The sequence below is a fragment of the Caballeronia sp. GAWG1-1 genome (assembly GCF_023631465.1).
Classification (GTDB): domain Bacteria; phylum Pseudomonadota; class Gammaproteobacteria; order Burkholderiales; family Burkholderiaceae; genus Caballeronia.
Map to the genome: position 1 here is coordinate 109,492 of NZ_JALQDB010000016.1, position 16,985 is coordinate 126,476.

The 16,985-nt window shown below is 61.5% G+C and carries 11 protein-coding genes; 2 read left to right on the forward strand and 9 right to left on the reverse strand.

Features of this window, described 5'->3' with window-relative positions; all coding sequences use genetic code 11:
- The first annotated feature begins 450 nt into the window (after window positions 1–450).
- Window positions 451–915, forward strand: a complete 465-nt coding sequence (locus NCT03_RS10845) for a hypothetical protein (protein WP_250465401.1) — start codon at window positions 451–453, stop codon at window positions 913–915.
- A 72-nt stretch (window positions 916–987) separates the two neighbouring features.
- On the opposite strand, the gene NCT03_RS10850 is transcribed toward NCT03_RS10845, so the two are convergent.
- From NCT03_RS10850 to NCT03_RS10890, 9 genes are all read right to left on the reverse strand, one after another.
- A complete protein-coding gene (locus NCT03_RS10850) occupies window positions 988–2,313 on the reverse strand; it encodes a glycosyltransferase WbuB (RefSeq protein WP_250465403.1) in 1,326 nt (441 codons plus the stop codon).
- Between the two features lie 156 nt (window positions 2,314–2,469).
- Complete coding sequence (locus NCT03_RS10855) at window positions 2,470–3,612, reverse strand: glycosyltransferase family 4 protein (protein WP_250465405.1); 1,143 nt, start codon at window positions 3,610–3,612, stop codon at window positions 2,470–2,472.
- Between the two features lie 44 nt (window positions 3,613–3,656).
- Entirely contained in the window at window positions 3,657–4,610 is a 954-nt protein-coding gene (locus NCT03_RS10860) for a GDP-L-fucose synthase family protein (protein ID WP_244826040.1), read from the reverse strand.
- A 5-nt stretch (window positions 4,611–4,615) separates the two neighbouring features.
- Window positions 4,616–5,734 carry a GDP-mannose 4,6-dehydratase gene (gene gmd / locus NCT03_RS10865; RefSeq protein WP_244826041.1) on the reverse strand — a complete coding sequence of 373 codons (1,119 nt, stop codon included), beginning with the start codon at window positions 5,732–5,734 and terminating at the stop codon, window positions 4,616–4,618.
- Window positions 5,735–5,822: 88 nt separating this feature from the next.
- Window positions 5,823–8,051 carry a polysaccharide biosynthesis tyrosine autokinase gene (locus tag NCT03_RS10870; RefSeq protein ID WP_244826043.1) on the reverse strand — a complete coding sequence of 743 codons (2,229 nt, stop codon included), beginning with the start codon at window positions 8,049–8,051 and terminating at the stop codon, window positions 5,823–5,825.
- 69 nt (window positions 8,052–8,120) lie between these two features.
- On the reverse strand, window positions 8,121–9,281 hold the full coding sequence (locus NCT03_RS10875) for a polysaccharide biosynthesis/export family protein (protein ID WP_244826045.1): 1,161 nt from the start codon (window positions 9,279–9,281) through the stop codon (window positions 8,121–8,123).
- Window positions 9,282–9,331: 50 nt separating this feature from the next.
- Complete coding sequence (locus tag NCT03_RS10880) at window positions 9,332–10,711, reverse strand: undecaprenyl-phosphate glucose phosphotransferase (RefSeq protein WP_250465406.1); 1,380 nt, start codon at window positions 10,709–10,711, stop codon at window positions 9,332–9,334.
- Window positions 10,712–10,840: 129 nt separating this feature from the next.
- A complete protein-coding gene (locus NCT03_RS10885) occupies window positions 10,841–12,370 on the reverse strand; it encodes a mannose-1-phosphate guanylyltransferase/mannose-6-phosphate isomerase (protein WP_244826048.1) in 1,530 nt (509 codons plus the stop codon).
- Window positions 12,371–12,534: 164 nt separating this feature from the next.
- Window positions 12,535–13,548 (reverse strand): GlxA family transcriptional regulator, encoded by a 1,014-nt coding sequence (locus NCT03_RS10890; RefSeq protein ID WP_244826049.1) that lies wholly within the window; start codon window positions 13,546–13,548, stop codon window positions 12,535–12,537.
- Window positions 13,549–14,789: 1,241 nt separating this feature from the next.
- Here NCT03_RS10890 and NCT03_RS10895 point away from each other — a divergent pair.
- The gene (locus tag NCT03_RS10895) at window positions 14,790–16,985 is read left to right on the forward strand and encodes a hypothetical protein (protein ID WP_250492637.1); all 2,196 of its coding nucleotides are present in this window, start codon (window positions 14,790–14,792) and stop codon (window positions 16,983–16,985) included.

Below are 16,985 nucleotides of genomic sequence, written 5' to 3' on the forward strand. Positions count from 1 at the left end.
GCTGTGCAGCGCTTGTCGCACGGTGCCTGTCATCGAGCGCGCTTTTGTTTTCTGGCGACTCGTGTTTGGCCTTGTCCTTAGGTACGCTTCAAGGCGTACTCGTCTTACCTTTTCTGATAAGCATGATTGCTCGAGATGCCTGCATGCCGCCCGCCCGTTGCCAGGGAAAGCATGCCTATGCAGCGCGGCTCAGGCGCATACGGTAGGTTGATTATCGGCGAAGGGTGCACGAGCCCGCGTGCGCTAATACACGAATGGCCGCATCTGCAGGGCTTTTGGCGGTAGTGATCGGTTCCGCGCCATATCCTGTTTTCATGTCCGATTTATTCGTTGCATGCGTTGTATCCGGGTTCACCGAATCGATGCAGGAAGCGCACCGAATGAGGTCTTGCGACCAGACAATCACCTGCCGACTTGCGGAAACTTCGCACTACCGTTTTGGAGATTTCGATGAAAAACGCGCTACGTGTAGTGCTATTCCCGCTCATCGCCGCGACCGCGTTCGCCGCGGCGCCCTTTGCACATGCAGGCAATTTCGCCGATGCCGCCATGAGCAACGGTCAGGCCGCGGGCGGCGCGGGTGAGATGGACTTGCTCGGAAGTCCATCGACGTATTCGGACCCGTATGGCGCGCCGACCAACGGCAAAGGTGGTAAGCGCGGACCCATCACGAACGGGCAGACCACTGAGGGCATCTCGCCCACCGACAAGTTGCTGGCCCAGCAGAACGGCTATGTCGGCAATCCCGGTGCGGGTGCGCAGTTGCGGGCAACGGGTCGAAGAAACGATGCAGCCACCGCCAAGGCCATGTTGATGCCGCAAGGCGCGGCGGCCACGCTCTATCCCACGCCGGCGGGACTCAAGCCTCCGGCCAATCCCGCGCGCGCCAGAGACATCTACAAGTCGCCCTACTAAAAACACAAGGGTTCGTCTTCGATGAAAGACGAACCCTTGCAAGTCACGTGAAACAGCCAGCGCGATGCTCTGCTATTCGATCTTCTCGACGACAGGTGCACGCTCGATAAACATATCCGTATCCGCCGGCCGCGCAGCCGCTTCCTTGATCCGCACCGGCGCCGCATGCGGAACCGGCTTGCCGATGAGCGAGATCAAGCGGTCTTCGAGGCGTGCAAACACGGAAGCCGGCGACAGACGTTCTTGTGCGAAGAGCCGTCCTTGCTCGCCATGCGAAGCCCGTAACTCCGGGTCGCCGATCAGCATTTCTATCGCATCGGTCAGGTCCTTCGCGCTCTCCGGCTTGATCACGACGCCACGTCCATTGACGGCTTCGTAGAGTTCCGTGCCGCCATGCGCCATGGCAATCACGGCGCGTGAACTGGCGAACATGCCGGTGAGCTTCGAAGGCATCACGAGATCGGCGACATCGCCGCGTTGCGGAAGCACGTGAACATCGGCGAGATTGAGCAGTTCGTTCAGACGCTCAACCGGCTGAAGGCACATGAAGCGCGTGTTCTTGAGACCCGCGCAACGCTTCTGCAATTCCGCCTTGGTCGCGCCGTTACCGCAAAACACGAAGACGATGTCATCGCGCGATGCTAGTGCGGCGGCGGCATCGGCCAATACTTCGAGGCCTTGCTTCGCGCCCATGTTGCCCGAATAGAGCACCACGCCCGTATGTTCTCCGATCCCGAGTTCACGACGAAACTCGCTCGGACGATCGAGCGGAAAGATCGCGCCGGTATCGACCCAGTTGGGCAGATGGAACACGCGCGTCAGCTCCACGCCCTTCCTCACCGCGCGATCGACCATCTTGTCGGAAATCGACGAGACCACGTCGAAGTGCTTCATCAGCCAGCGTTCGAAGCCGAGCGCCATGCGGCTGGCGCGCGCGTTCTTGAGCAGGCCGAGATCGAAGGCGGCATCGACCTCGAAATCCTGGATATGCAGCCATGAACGCGCGCCGGTCAGACGTGCCAACGCAAGTGCGCCAGGCGCGTTGGCGAGGCTCGGTGCAATGCTCATTACGATATGCGGACGCCACGCCACGTGCGCCGCGAGCGCGGGCATGGACGCCAGCGCGAACGACGCAAGATGCAACATGCGCTTTGCGCCGCTAGGCTTCTTGGGCACCCATAGCGGCGCGCGCCATACACGCACGCCCTTGCGTGACTCGATACGATGAAGCCAGCTTCGATACCCCTCGCCGACCTTCCACTCCGGGTAGTATGGCGGCGCGCAGACGACGCGCACTTCGTGGCCGCCCGCGGCCAGTGCTTCTGCCATCTCTGCCGTGTACTTGCCGGTTCCCGTCAGCTCGGGCGCGTAATTCAGCCCGTAGATCAGTATTCTCATTTGGTCCCTCGCCCGACTAACGCGCCTTTCGCTCCGAACGGCTTTCGCGTCCGGCAAGGCGCCAGCCACCAGGCGCGCAGGACCGCGCGTCTGGCAGCGTCTCTTCACTACCTGTGTGCGTCTTCCTCCATCTACCGTCCCGCTTTTGCCACCCGCTTAGTTGGTCAGCAAGAGCGCGCAGCCTCGCGCGATATTGGCAGCCGCCGTGGGCGGATCGAAGCGCTGAATCACATCGGTGCAACGGCTCGCCGTGCCCGCCGTATCGGCGAACGCTTCCAACGACTTGAGCATCGTGCGATGCAAGGCCGCCACATCGCCCGCAGGGAAGGAGTAACCCGATACCCCTTCCACCACGAGTTCCGGAACGCAGCCGCAGCTTTCGCTGACGATGACCGGACAACCATGACTCAATGCTTCGTTCGTGACGAGACCCCACGGTTCACGCCGGCTCGGCAACACCATGCACGTCGCGCTGAAATACTCGCGCGACAGTGGCGCGTCTTGCAGACTGCCGAGAAACTGCACGGATTCCTCGAGACCAGCCTCTTTCACTTGCTGCTTCAACGCGTCCCCGAGCGGGCCCGTACCCACGATACGCAGCTGGGCATCCGGCACGCTCTTCTTGAGCGTACTGAACGCTTCGACCAGCGTATCGATGCCCTTCTCGGCAGACAGACGTCCGACATAGAGGAACACCGGCTTGTTGCCTTGCCGATGTAGAAGCCGGTCATCACCCACCGTCTTCGGTGAAAACGAACGCGGCAGCGCGGCAGCCTGACAAGGGATGAAAATGTTCTCCTGCTTCGCACCGAGCGACATCAGATACTCGCGGCTGCGCGTACCGAAAGCGAAGTAACCGTCGCACAGCGCGAAGAACACGCGCTTCGGAATGGAGGTCAACATGCGGCGCGGATTGTCACGTGCAGTCGAATCGCAGAACACGGCGCGGCGCTTTCCGGTGAGGATGCACGCGGCCATCATCGCCCAATATTCCGGACGGTGATACCCCGGCAAAACCACGAGATCGGACTTCGCCTTGAGCACTTCCCAAGTGAGACGCATGGTCATGCGCCAGGTCGGCACGTCTTCATAGCAGCCGCTGTATAGCTTTCTCATCGGGTAGCGGTGGAACGAATAGTCGACATCGGAAAAGCCGATGCGATCGTGCTCCGTATCCGCGATCTGCACCATCGAATAACGAATAGAGCCGGACCCCGAGATGTTATGCAACGCGGACAAAACTTCGCCTTTATGCCGCGACCACACGACGTTATGAAAAATGGTCACTGATGCTGACATTTCTTTTGCGTCCTTTGGAAAGGATTCGATATGTTCGCGGCTGGCTATGCGGCGACCGGCGTTTGCATCGATTCGTCACGCGAGAGGAAGTCCCCGTACGTCGCGCGGATGCCTTCTTCCAGTGCGATCGACGCCTTCCATCCCATGCCTTCGAGCTTTGAAACATCGAGCAGCTTGCGCGGCGTGCCGTCGGGCTTGCTGGCATCGAACTCGAGTTGACCGTCGAAGCCGACCACTCGACAAATCGTATGCGCGAGTTCGCGGATGGTCAGGTCTTCACCTGTCCCGACGTTGAATACGCCTTCGCTGATGTCGCTTTCCATGAGGAAGGTCGCGGCATCGGCGAGATCGTCGACATGCAGGAACTCGCGACGCGGCGTGCCCGATCCCCAGACCGGCAATGTCGCATCCCCTCGTTGCTTCGCTTCGTGCGCCTTGCGAATCAGCGCGGGCAGCACGTGACTGCTCTTCAGGTCGTAGTTGTCGTTCGGGCCGTAGAGATTCGTCGGCATGACCGAGACGAACTTCGTGCCGTACTGACGGTTGTACGCCTCGCACATCTTGAGGCCCGCGATCTTCGCAATCGCATAGGCTTCGTTGGTCGGCTCAAGCGCCGATTGCAGGAGATATTCTTCCTTGATCGGCTGCGGGCAGGCCTTCGGGTAGATGCACGACGAACCGAAGAACACGAGCTTGCTCACGTTCCAGCGGCAGGCCGCGTGGATCACGTTGGTCTGGATCGCTAGGTTCTCGTAGATGAACGAGGCGGGCATCGTCGAATTCGCGAGGATGCCCCCTACGCGCGCCGCCGCGAGAAACACCACGTCGATATGCTCTTCCTCGAAGAACAGGTTCACCGCGCCCTGGTCGGTGAGATCGAGATGCGCCTTCGTGCGCGTCACGATGTTGCGGTAGCCGGCCTTATTGAGCCGGCGCACCAGCGCCGAGCCCACCATGCCGCGATGTCCCGCCACGAAAATGCGTGCGTGCTTGTCCATGCGCTTTACTCGTGATGTTCCAGGGCCTTGAAACCGGCGAGCGTGACGAGTGCGTCGCGTCGGGCAATCTGATAGTCCGCGCGCACCATCTCCTTGACGAGCGTCTGGAAGGTGGTCTGCGGACGCCAGCCGAGCTTGGCATGCGCCTTCGACGGATCGCCGAGCAGCGTTTCCACTTCGGTCGGACGGAAGTAGCGCGGATCGACGCGCACGATCACCTGACCCGGCTTCAGCTTCGTCTCGCGGCCTTCCACTCGATCGACGATACCCACTTCATCCACGCCCTCGCCTTCGAAGCGCACGTGCACGCCGAGTTCGGCCGCTGCCTGTTGCACGAATTCACGCACGCTGTATTGCACGCCCGTTGCAATCACGAAGTCTTCCGGCTGCTCTTGCTGCAGCATCATCCATTGCATCTCGACGTAGTCGCGCGCATGGCCCCAGTCGCGCAGCGCGGACATGTTGCCGAGGTACAGATCGTCCTGCATGCCGACCGCGATACGCGCGATGGCACGCGTGATCTTGCGCGTGACGAAAGTCTCGCCGCGCACCGGCGATTCGTGGTTGAACAGAATGCCGTTGCATGCATACATGCCATACGCTTCGCGGTAGTTCACCGTGATCCAGTAGGCGTAGAGCTTCGCGACCGCATAGGGGCTGCGCGGATAGAACGGCGTGGTTTCGCGCTGGGGAATTTCCTGCACGAGACCATAGAGTTCGGAAGTCGATGCCTGATAGAAACGCGTCTTCTTTTCGAGGCCGAGAATGCGGATGGCTTCGAGAATACGCAGCGCCCCGAGACCGTCGGCGTTGGCCGTGTATTCCGGTTCCTCGAACGACACCGCAACGTGGCTTTGTGCCGCGAGGTTATAGATTTCGTCGGGCATCACGCGCTGGATGATACGCACGAGGCTCGTCGAATCCGTAAGGTCGCCGTGATGCAGAAACAGACGCTGGTCCGGATCGTGCGGATCACGATACAGGTGATCGATGCGGTCAGTGTTGAAGAGCGAACTACGGCGCTTGATGCCGTGCACCTCATAGCCTTTTTCGAGCAGCAATTCGGCCAGGTACGACCCGTCTTGCCCCGTGATGCCCGTGATCAAAGCGACTTTGCGGTCCATGCTTAACCTCTCGTATGCGGTCTGAGTGTTGGCGCGCCCATGCACATGGTGCGCGCCGGTCATTGTTCTTACAGGCGGCGTCCGGTTTTTATTCTGCGATGCTTTCGTAGCCGTAATAGCCAGCGTAGGTGCTGCCCATCAACATCTTCGATTGCGGTACATCCGTGAGCAGTACGCCCTTCATGTTCACGCCGCCGTGATGCAGGCGCTTCATCGTTTCCCCGATTTCCTGCACCTGATTCTTGCCATGCCGCACGACGAGAAGACTCGTGCCCGCATGCTTGCCGATCACCGTTGCGTCGGTCACCGCCAGCACCGGCGGGGTATCGACGATCACGAGGTCATACAGTTGCTTCAAATGCTCGAGCACTTCGCCCAGGCGATCGCTTGCCAGCAGTTCCGACGGATGCGAAGGCAGCGAGCCCTTGGTGATAAGGTCCACGCCCGGCAGGACATCGTGCAGGATCGCGCTCGTCACGTCCGCGCCCATCAGCACATCCGACAGACCCGGCGAATGACGCACGCCGAAATGCGAGTGAATGTCGCCACGGCGCATGTCGCCGTCGATCAGAAGCACGCGCTTTCTCGTCGATGCAACCAGCGTCGCCAGATTCACCGAAAGGAACGACTTGCCCGCTTCAGGACGCGAACCGGTGAGCATCACGACGTTGTTGCGCGCATCGGCCAGTTGCAGGTTGAGCGACGTGCGCAGGCCGCGAATGCCTTCGACAGCGGCATCTTCCGGCGCTTGCGCGGCAAGCACGTGCAGTCCTTCGCGGCGCATGCCCACCTTGCGTTGCAGACGCAGTTGCTGGGTGCTGCGCGGCACGATGGCGAACACACGCACGCCGAGTTGCTTTTCGATCTCTTCCGGACGTTCGACACCGCCGTACAGGGACTTGCGCACGAAGGCGATCAGAATGCCGAGCACGAGGCCGATACCGGCTGCGATCAGGATCACGATCACGCGCTTCGGACGGACAGGATCATCGGGCGCTTGCGCATAGTCGACCACGCGCACGTTGCCAATCTGCCCGGCCTTCGCAATGCGCAGTTGCTGCGCGCTGTTCAGGAGGTTCGTGTAGAGCTCGGTGTTGACACGCACGTCACGCAGATAACGCAGCGCGGTCTGCTCGGTATCCGGCAGCGTCGAGACGTTCTTGCCGAGACGCGTTTGCGCGCCGGTGAGCGATGCGATCTGCGCATCGAGCGCCTGCACCGACGGATGGTTGGCCGTAAAGCGCAGCGACAGTTCGGCGCGTTGCTGTTGCAGGTCCGTGAGCTTGGTCTTGTTATCGACGATCTGTTGCAGCAGCAGGCGGCTTTCCTCGGAAAGGTCGACGGTGCCTTGCTTGTTGCGGAACGTGTTGTACTTCTGCTCGGCTTCGTCCAGTTGCTTCTTCAGAATGGGCAACTGCTGATCGAGGAACGACAGCGTGTTCTCGGCTTCGGCGGAACGCTTGTTGGCGTCCTGCGCGACGTAGCGATTAGCGATGTTGTTGACGATCTGCGCGATTTCCTTCGGGTTGCCGCCTTCGAGGCTCAAACCGATGATGCCCGATTGCAGCGCCGTTTCCGCCACCGTCAGACGCTTCTGGAGATTGTCGATGGTCGTGAGCGTCGAGAAGCGTTGCAGTTCGAACTGCACGCCTGCCGGGCTTTCGAGCTTGTCCACCTTGAGCTTGACCGGACCGAACGCGGTCACGCCCGCGGCTTCCTGGCCGACCTTGCCCGTGAGAATGGAAACGCCGTCCGGGTCGTTCAGCACGTAGGTGCCGTTTTCTCCGGCGACCAGCGTGAACTTCTTTTCGTAGAGTTCCTTCGGCGTGTCGAAGAGCGGCACGTCGATCTGTTCATTGCCCCACGCAAAGCGCGAGAGGTAGCCCGAGGGAATGGGCATGTTGAACATGTTGAACACGCTGCCAACCACACCGCCCACGAAGGGCATGGTGTGCGGAAGCGCGCTGATGTCGAGGTGCAGACGGCGCACCGTGTCGTCGACGACGAGGCGCGAGCGCAGCAGTTCGATCTGCGCGGCCGTGGTCGACTTCGCGTCGAACATCTGCGAGACGGCCTGCAATGCGTTGGGGTTCGCTTGAGCGTTGCCCGCGTTATTCGACTCTTCCACCTGGATCAGCGCGTCGGCCTTGTAAGTAGGCGGCGCGATGAAAGCGTACGCGGCACCCAGTGCGACCACCGCGAGCATCACGGTCATCACGAGCTTCCAGTTGCCCAGTACAGCGGCCAGGTAGTCGGATAATCGCAACTCGTCGCCGGTCGAGACGTCCGAGTATCGTGTATCAAAGTTCATGGCCATGGTCTCGCTCGCTCTTTCTTTAAGTCGCACAAGGTGGACCGGCGCGCCCCTGCGCACCGGTCTTGAGGCTTACTTTGTAATCACGGCCGCGGTCAGGCCTGCATTGATCGCCGGCAGCAACAGGTTAAGCACGCGGCTGAAACGGACGAGTCCGTTGTTATCCACGTAGACGACATCCTTCGGTTGCAATTCGAAACTGTTCGCAAGCAGCATGGACACAGGCGAACGCGCGTCCAGCTTGTAGACTTCAGGCGTATCGGTCTGGCCATTGCGGATCACGTACAGCTCCTTCGGATCCGAAGTCTCGGCGTTGAAGCTGCCGGCTTGCGAGATCGCGTCGGACAAGGTCAGCTTGCCGTTGCGCATCGGGATCACGGTGGCGGGCTTGGTCACTTCGCCCATCACGTAGACGCCGTTCTCGTCGCGCGAATCGATACGCAGCGCATCGCCCGGCTTGAGCATGATGTCCGACGGGCTGCGGCCCTTCGAGGTCATGCTGGCCATGTTGATGTGATACGTGACGCCATCGCGGATCAGCGTGACGCGGCTCTGGTCCGCCGTCGTCGCGAAACCGCCCGCGCGTCCGATCGCTTCGGTCAACGTCATCGGAATGTCGTTGATCTGTTGCGAGCCGGGCGTACGCACGTCGCCGTCGATATACACCTGCGAAGCGCGGAACGAAGCCACGCGCACCGTCACCTGCGGCTTCACGAAAACCTTCGACAACTCCGAGTACAGCTCGCGCTGCACTTGCGATTCCGTCTTGCCCGCGACGTGCAGCGTGCGGTTCACATACGGGAACTGCAAGTTGCCGTCCGCATCGACGATAAAGCCGGGAGCGGCATCCGCGATACGCGTCTGCTGGGCCGGTTGGCCGAGCGCGGCCACGAGTTCCGGGTGATCCCATACCGTGATCTGCAGCACGTCGCCCACGCCGAGCTTGTACGGCGTCGCCTTGCCATAGAGGCTCGCGTTCGGATCGTCGGTGGCCGACGGTTGCGCGGCCTTCAACTTGCGCACGAGCGAGAGATCGATCGGCGTGATCGGAATGTTGACCGTGGTTGCCGGGTCGCCCTGGTCCGTCGAAGTTTCGACGAGAGCCGCGGGCTTCTCCATTTTCATACCCGGTGCGAGACCGCAGCCTGCCATCACGACGCAAAGCGTGGCTGCCGCCGCAAGGCTGCTGAGCCGGAAGCCCGACGACTTCGACATTTGGATATTGGCGGCCATGGAGATGCTGCCTGGTTGTTGTTGGTTGTGCATGTAGGTCGTCCCCTGCATCAGTAAGCGTTGGTGTGGCGTAGTCCCTTGAAGATCGTAGCGGCGATGATTCTCATATCGAGTCCGAACGACCAATTACCGAGGTAGTACAAGTCATGAGCGACGCGTCCTTCCATTTTTTCGATGCGGTCGGTTTCCCCGCGAAAGCCGTTGACCTGAGCCCAGCCGGTGATGCCCGGCTTGATCCGGTAACGATGGATGTACCCCGACACGACCTTTTGATAAAGGTCGTCATGTTCGAGTGCGTGCGGACGCGGGCCCACGACCGACATGTCGCCGCGCAGAACGTTGAAGAACTGCGGCAGCTCATCGAGGCTGGTACGGCGCAGGAACGCTCCGACACGAGTCACGCGCGGATCATTGCGCGTGGCCTGACGAAGCACTCCGGCCTGTTCCGTGTGCATGCGCATCGAACGGAACTTGTAGATGTTGAAGACGCGGCCATCCGCGCCTTTACGGCGTTGCGTGAAGAGCACCGGACCGCGCGAAGACAGCTTCACGGCGATGGCGCAGGCAATCAGCAAGGGAGCGACGGCGATGATCGCGGCAAGCGCGAAGGCGCGGTCGAAGAGTTCTTTCTGCAGAAGCGCGCTGGGCGACAACGGCGACGCGACGAGATTGATGGCGGGTTCGCCGAGCAGATCCGTCACACCGCTTTCGAAGAGCGCGAGGCTGCGCACGTCGGGAATGAAACGCACGTTGACGAGGTCGTTGCGGAACTCGTTCACGAAACGAAGGATGGTGCGTTCTTCCGAGAGCGGCAAGGCGAGCCAGACTTCATGCACGTTCTGGGTACGCACGTAGTCGACGAACGCGTCGAAGTCTTCGTACACCGGCACACGCGTGTTGAGACGGCCCTGACCGGGCGTTGCGTTGAACGCGGCGCTGGCGCGAAAGCCGGCGTCGGTCGTGCGGTCGATCTTTCTGACGATGGAATCGCAATGCTTGCCGCAACCGACGATCGCCACCTGGTGCAGGTTGAGACCGGCGTTGCGTACATTGGCGAGGACCGCATGGGTGAGCAGACGGCCGGCGATCAGAAGCGCGCCGGACATCGCGGTCCAGTAGGCGAACCAGAGGCGCGAGACGTAGTCGAGGCGATGCAGCGAGAACATCAGCGCAAGTGCGCAGCCCTGCACGACGAGCCAGCCCAGTGAGACCTGGCACGCGAGCATGAGCTTGCTACGGCCGCGCCACGATTCGTACACGCCGAAGCCGGGAAACAGCGCGAGCGAGAAAGCCGCCGCAAAGGCGACGAACGCCACCGAATAGGCGTGTGCCTCTATGTACTCGAACCGGATCTGCGACGCCACAGCGGCGCCGCCGACGATCATGGCCACGTCAAAAAGACGCGCCAGCAATCCTTGTAAATCGCGCATGTCATTCCCCCGAACGCAATCGCTTGTTGCCTGACACCACCTGCCTCTTTTGTCCTCCCTTCGCGTAACGGTCTTTATGTCGTTGGTTACCGCTGCAAAGAAGACTGCCTTGTTCGTATGCGCCGTCGATCAGCTGCGGCCATACGTATCGTCGAAGCGCACGATGTCGTCTTCGCCGAGATAACTGCCGGACTGCACTTCGATCATTTCGAGCGGTACCTTGCCCGGGTTTTCCAGACGGTGACGCACGCCGAGCGGAATGAAGGTCGATTCGTTTTCCGAGAGCAGGAACTGCTCTTCGCCACGCGTGACGAGCGCCGTGCCGCTCACGACGATCCAGTGCTCCGCGCGATGGTGATGCATCTGCAACGAGAGCTGTGCGCCCGGCGTCACGACGATGCGCTTCACCTGGAACCGCTCGCCATGTTCGATGGAGTCGTAGAAGCCCCACGGACGGCGCACCTTGCGGTGGGTGTCGGCTTCCGGCGCATGCTGCTCGCGGATACGCGCGACGAGACCCTTGATGTCCTGCACGCGGGAACGGTCGGCCACGAGCACGGCGTCATCCGTTTCCACGACGATGATGTTGGTCGTGCCGACGCAGGCCACAAGACGGCCGCCCTCGGAGCGCGCATAGCTCGAGGTCGCGCCTTCGAACACCACGCGGCCGCTTGCCACGTTGCCCGAGTCGTCCTTGTCCATCGCGTCCCACACGGCGTCCCACGAACCGAGGTCCGACCAGCCCGCGACGAGCGGCACCACCACGCCTTCGCACGGCGCGCTCGGCGTGCCGATGTGTTCCATGACCGCGTAGTCGATCGAATCGGACGGCGCGCGGCCGAATTGCGCGGCCTGCGGACGGATGAACTTGCCGTCGTCCTTGCCTTCCGAAATCGCGGCGCAGCAGGCCGAGTGCATGTCGATGTTGAGCTTCTCGAGCGCGGCGAGCCAGACACTGGCGCGCACGACGAAGATGCCGCTGTTCCACCAGTACGTGCCCGCGGCGACGTACTGCGCGGCGAGTTCGGCGGCGGGCTTTTCGACGAAGCGGTCGATCTGATGCGCGCCGTCTTCGAGCGCCTGACCGATACGGATATAACCGAAGCCCGTATCCGGGCGCGTCGGCGGAATACCGAGCGTGGCGATCACGCCGCGCTCAGCGTGTTCGGCGGCAATCGCGATTGCGCGATGCAGCGCCGGCAAATCGGCGATGGAGTGATCGGCGGGCATCGCCACCATGATCGCGTCCTGACCGCCCTTCACGGCTTGCAGCGCGGCGAGCGTGAGCGCGGGCGCCGTGTCGCGGCGTGCCGGTTCGACGATGATGCGTGCGTTCACGCCGCTTTCGCGGGTCTGCTCTTCCGTCGTGAAGCGATGCTCTTCACCGCACACGATGATCGGATCGGCTTCGACCTTGAAGTTGCCGGAGAAGCCCTTGAGGCGTCCGACCGTGGCTTGCAAAAGCGAATCGCGGCCAACGATGCCGATCAGTTGCTTCGGGAATTGCTCGCGGGACATCGGCCACAGGCGCGTGCCCGAGCCGCCGGCGAGAATGACGGGCACCAGGCGCCGGCATGCCTCGGCCGTCGTGGCCGAAGACGCTTCTGCGTTCGCTGCGTTCACCGTCACTTCGCTTTCCGTGCGTGCATCATTGCTCATATCAGGACTCCTGCCTGCAAGTTCGAACGCGCAGCATCTGCCGCCCGAGAATGATTGAGTCCCGGACCAATCTGGTCCGGCCAAATGTTCGACGCTAAACGCCATCCTTGTCCGCTACCCCACAGAAGGCGGGGTCTGTCGAACCGGCGTCCAGTCCGAGTGGATCAACCGTTAGCTTCGCGCCGGCTCTGCATCCGATATTCGGTCGGAGAGATCAGAAGGCGCTTGCGAAAAATCTTGGCGAGCCGGTCGCCGTTGCCCATGCCGCTTCTGCGCGCGATCTTGTCCACCGGCAGTTCCGAGTCGGTGAGCAGCGCGCAGGTCACGGCGAGGCGTGCCTGCAACAGATAATCGGACGGCGTGATGCCCATCTCGATCTTGAAGCGGCGCAGAAAGTTGCGCTCGCTCATGGCGGCGACCTGAGCCGCATCGACGACGGAGATCGGCCGCTCGCAGTTGTCCTGGAGCCAGCGCGCCGCCGCGCGAATCTTGTCGCCCGCGGATGCCGCGCCGCTGTCGCCCAGGATGGACACGAGCTTGGCGGCGGACCCCGGCATCAGGCGTTCGGCCACGTTGCGCGAGATGTCCAGCCCGAGGTCGCGCTTGACAAGCAGGAGCGCGCCCTTCATCGATTCGTAGCGATCGCCGCCATCGGCGGACGGTTCGTCGCGCACGAGGTGGATCATGCTGTTGCCGTAGCGCGCCTGCGGGTCGTTGAGGCCCGGATGCACGCTGCCGATACCCGCGGCTTCCAGCACCTTGCGGCCTTCGGAGATCGCCTTGACGACGGTGGTCTTCGAATTCACGCGGCGCACCCATTCGATGATGCGGTCGTCGCGGGCCGCTTCATCCGCGCCGCGACCGCCGGCCACGAAGAGCGCATCGAAACCGCCGTAGTGACGAGCATCGAGACCGTCGGTCCAGACGCGCACCGACGACGAGCACGCGACGTTGCCGCCCTCCACCGAGAGAAAGCGCACGTCGTACTTGCAGTCGGCCTTCGCTTTCACCGACGACAGTTCGTTCGCCATGTGAAAAACTTCCGCGACGATTCCCGCGCCGAGGAGCGAAAATCCGTCGAACAGCAAAATCGCGATGCGTTTCACCTCGGTCTGAGACGGTCTCGTCGCGGGCGGCATCCAACCCATCACTGCGGGTTCGAGAGTGGCGTAAGGCATGGTCATCCTCTGCTGCTTTTTTGTTCCAGGAGTACGGCTTGCGTTCTCGGCCATTGCATTGCATCAAGGACTTTCCCGAACTGCGCCGGGTTGTCGTGACCGATGGGAACGAGAGGTTGGCGGAATCGATCCGTTGGTGTGAATAATAAGCAGACAAAGTTTTTTGTGGTGCGGATTTTCGCTCTTAAACCACAAAATCTGTTCGGTTGTGAGGGTGACCGCACATTGATATCTATCCCCAAATTCTTTTAGCGCAATCGTCCAAAGACTGACGAAACAAATACCGCGATTCATCATACAAACGTTATGCAAAGCGCCGGCTTGAAAAGAATTCGCGTATCGTAGAAACCGCTTTAGAAACTCCCGCCAAGCCCTAGCGCACGGCCCTGTGCGGCTCACAGACGATTGGGCCCTCGTGGGGGAAGCGTCGAAACTGATTCATCCGTGCAACATCGAAGGCTTGACGACTGTTCAGACGTTTCATCGAAATCGGAAATTTTTGGTTAATCCTCGATCCGGCGCCTATTCTCCAATTGATTAATTAGCTGTCTTGAATTAGATAAGTTTTGGAACGCTAATAATATTTCCTGGATTATATGAGCGCGCCAATTCGGATTATCAAAAACGCTTTGGACGTGGGAATCAAAAGCCGAAATTAATTAACTTTTGAAACATTTCCTAAGACCTATCCTGCTGCATTGCAAGGCCGCGTTTCGCCGCAAACCACCGTGCACGTTAGACGTGCGCAGCGTGCTTATCCGCCAATGATTAGTCGTTTGCGGCGGTTTCTGTTCTGAGCCCCTTTTTGAATGACCGATTGAAAGAATCTGTAATCTGCAATCTTCGATTCACGATTAATGGGCGTAATCGCGTATTTGACTGATCAGCGAATTCTTCGCACCGAGTCCCGCGCCGGCGGTCAACTTTTCCGCGCCGGCCGGGCCCTTCGTTACGATTTGGAACGCCTCGGGTGTTTCACTCCTGATAAGCGCGCGGTCGTGCTCGAAGATCGGTCTTTTCGACACGATGAAGCTGCTATCGCACGCCGGTGGCCTGTATTCATCGGACGAAGCGGGCTTGCACGTGCGCGCGCGCACGCAGTGGATGAAGAAGTGGACGGCATCATCGCTTGCGAACGGCACCACGCGCGCGCTAGAAACGTTTCAGTTTCGTAGCATCGGCGGCGCTTGGCGTCACGGCTTGCTCCTCATATCTCCCATACGGCCAAGGTCACGCGAACGATGAACGGATTACTCGCACCCCGCTTCACCGCCCTTCGCGTTGGCTGCCTCGCGTTTGCGCTCGCCTTCCTTGGGTCGATGACCGGCTGCGACGACGCCGCGTCCGAGGAAGCGGCGCCTGCCGCCAGCGCGGTGATCATCGACGGCGCCGCGTGGATTCCCTGCGCCGCCGAATACGGCGTCTGCACATTCGGAGGCGCCACGCGCGTGCTGTACGGCACGCCCGCGCAACACGCGATCAAGACCTTCACGGGCAGCGCACGCTGCGACAACAGCGCCTTCGACGACCCCGCTCCCGGCGTCGAAAAACATTGCTGGTATGCGAGCACGACCAAGACGGCAGCGCCCCGCGCGCAGTCCGCCGCGGCCGAACAACAAACCGCTCCCGCCGATACCCCGCCGCTTCGCTGCAGCGCGCCGACACCGCCCGTATCGGCGTCAGTGAGCGGCGATATGCTCGAAGCGGACACGCCCGGCAGTGACGGCACGCGCATGTTCGCGCTGAAGACGCCGGTGCGCGTGGCCATCACCACGCGCGCCAAGGGCGCCGATACCGTCACATGGCAGATCCGCGACGTATGGAACACGGTCAAGGCGAGCGGCCAGTTTGCCGTCGATGCGCGCCCCGCGACTACTACGATCGTCTGCACGTCGGAGGCGGCGGGTTACTTCGCGGTGAGCGCATCGCTCAAGTCGGGTAAGAGCGCGTTGCCAACGCGCGGCACACGGCCCACCGGCATCGCCACCTTCGGTGTGCTGCCGGTGGTGGCTCCGGTGCTGCCGCCCGTGGCGTTCGAGCATCCGGATCAGCATCGCTTCGGCGGACAAGGCGCGGCATATCTCAAGCCGGGTCAAAGCTGCTGTTCCGGCGACGGTTATCGTCCGCTCTATCCCGAGCTAGGTCTCACTTGGGTCAACGACAACCGCAACTGGTACATGACCGAGGAAAAAGGCCCGAACACGTTCAACGCGGCAGCGGACAACCTCGCGCCTTACTTCAAGCCGGGCGATCTGCTGCGCCTCATCCAGCTCGATGGCATTCCCGCATGGGCGAGCCCCACGCACGAGCGCACGCACAGCTACGCGCCTTCCTCGCTCGATGCATACAGCGCCTACATGAAACGTGTCGGCGTGGAATCGAATGCAGTGAGAAGGCGCTGGTTCCCGCAGCAAGCGCACAACTACTACCAGGTAACATGGGAACCGGACTACGAAGGCGGTCTGCCCTGGCGCGACACGGACGCCAATCTCGTCGCGATGTACAAGGCCACCGCCGAGGCCATTCACGCGGGCGACCCCAACGCCGTCGTAATGGGCCTGACGCTGTCGAATCTGGCTTCAAACACGACGTGGCTCAAGCGTCTGGCGCCGCTTGGCATCGGCAAGTATCTGGATGGCGTGAGCGCGCATGGTTATTACGACGTGGGCACGTCGCCGTCGCACCCGCCGGAACGTTTCGATGCCGACGCCTCCACCGCATCGAAAGCGATGCCCGCCGCGATGCGCGAGCTGCGCCGCACGATGACCGAAGTCGTGAAGCCGGGCGCAAAGCTCTTCGTCACCGAGACAGGTATCAGCTACGACCTGAACACGAAGTACGGCCCGGCGACGCCGAACTGGAACGTGCTCTATGCACAAGGCGCGGTGACGGCGCGCGCGCATCTGATATTGCTTGGCGAAGGCGCGGACGTGAGCTTCGTGTTCTATTCCGCCGATCCGCCCGAGGTGGGCTATGGCGTGTTCTTCGATCTCGTGAATGCGCAAGGCGGCTACGGGCAGACGCAGATCAGCCCGAAGCCCGCCGCGATGGCCGTGGCCGCCATGACGCGTCTGATCGACGGCACGACCACGCTCGGCTATGTGAACGGCACGCCCAAAGGCGTCTACGCCTACGCGTTCCAGCGGCTGAATGGCGGCAAGGTGGTCACCGCGCTCTGGACCCATAGCAATGCGGTATGGCCGGGACCGAAGGGCTTCGATGCGTCGCATGGAGCGAACTACAGCCTCATCGTCGATGCGCCCGCGAAGTCCGGCACGGTGACGGTATTCGACATGATGGGCAATGCATCGGCCATGAAGTACAGCGACGGACGCCTGCCGCTCGTGCTGACCGAGGCGCCCATATACGTCGTCTCCGATAACGCCGATGCCATGCGCGCCAACGTCACGAAGCCCGCCGGATACACGGGTCAATGA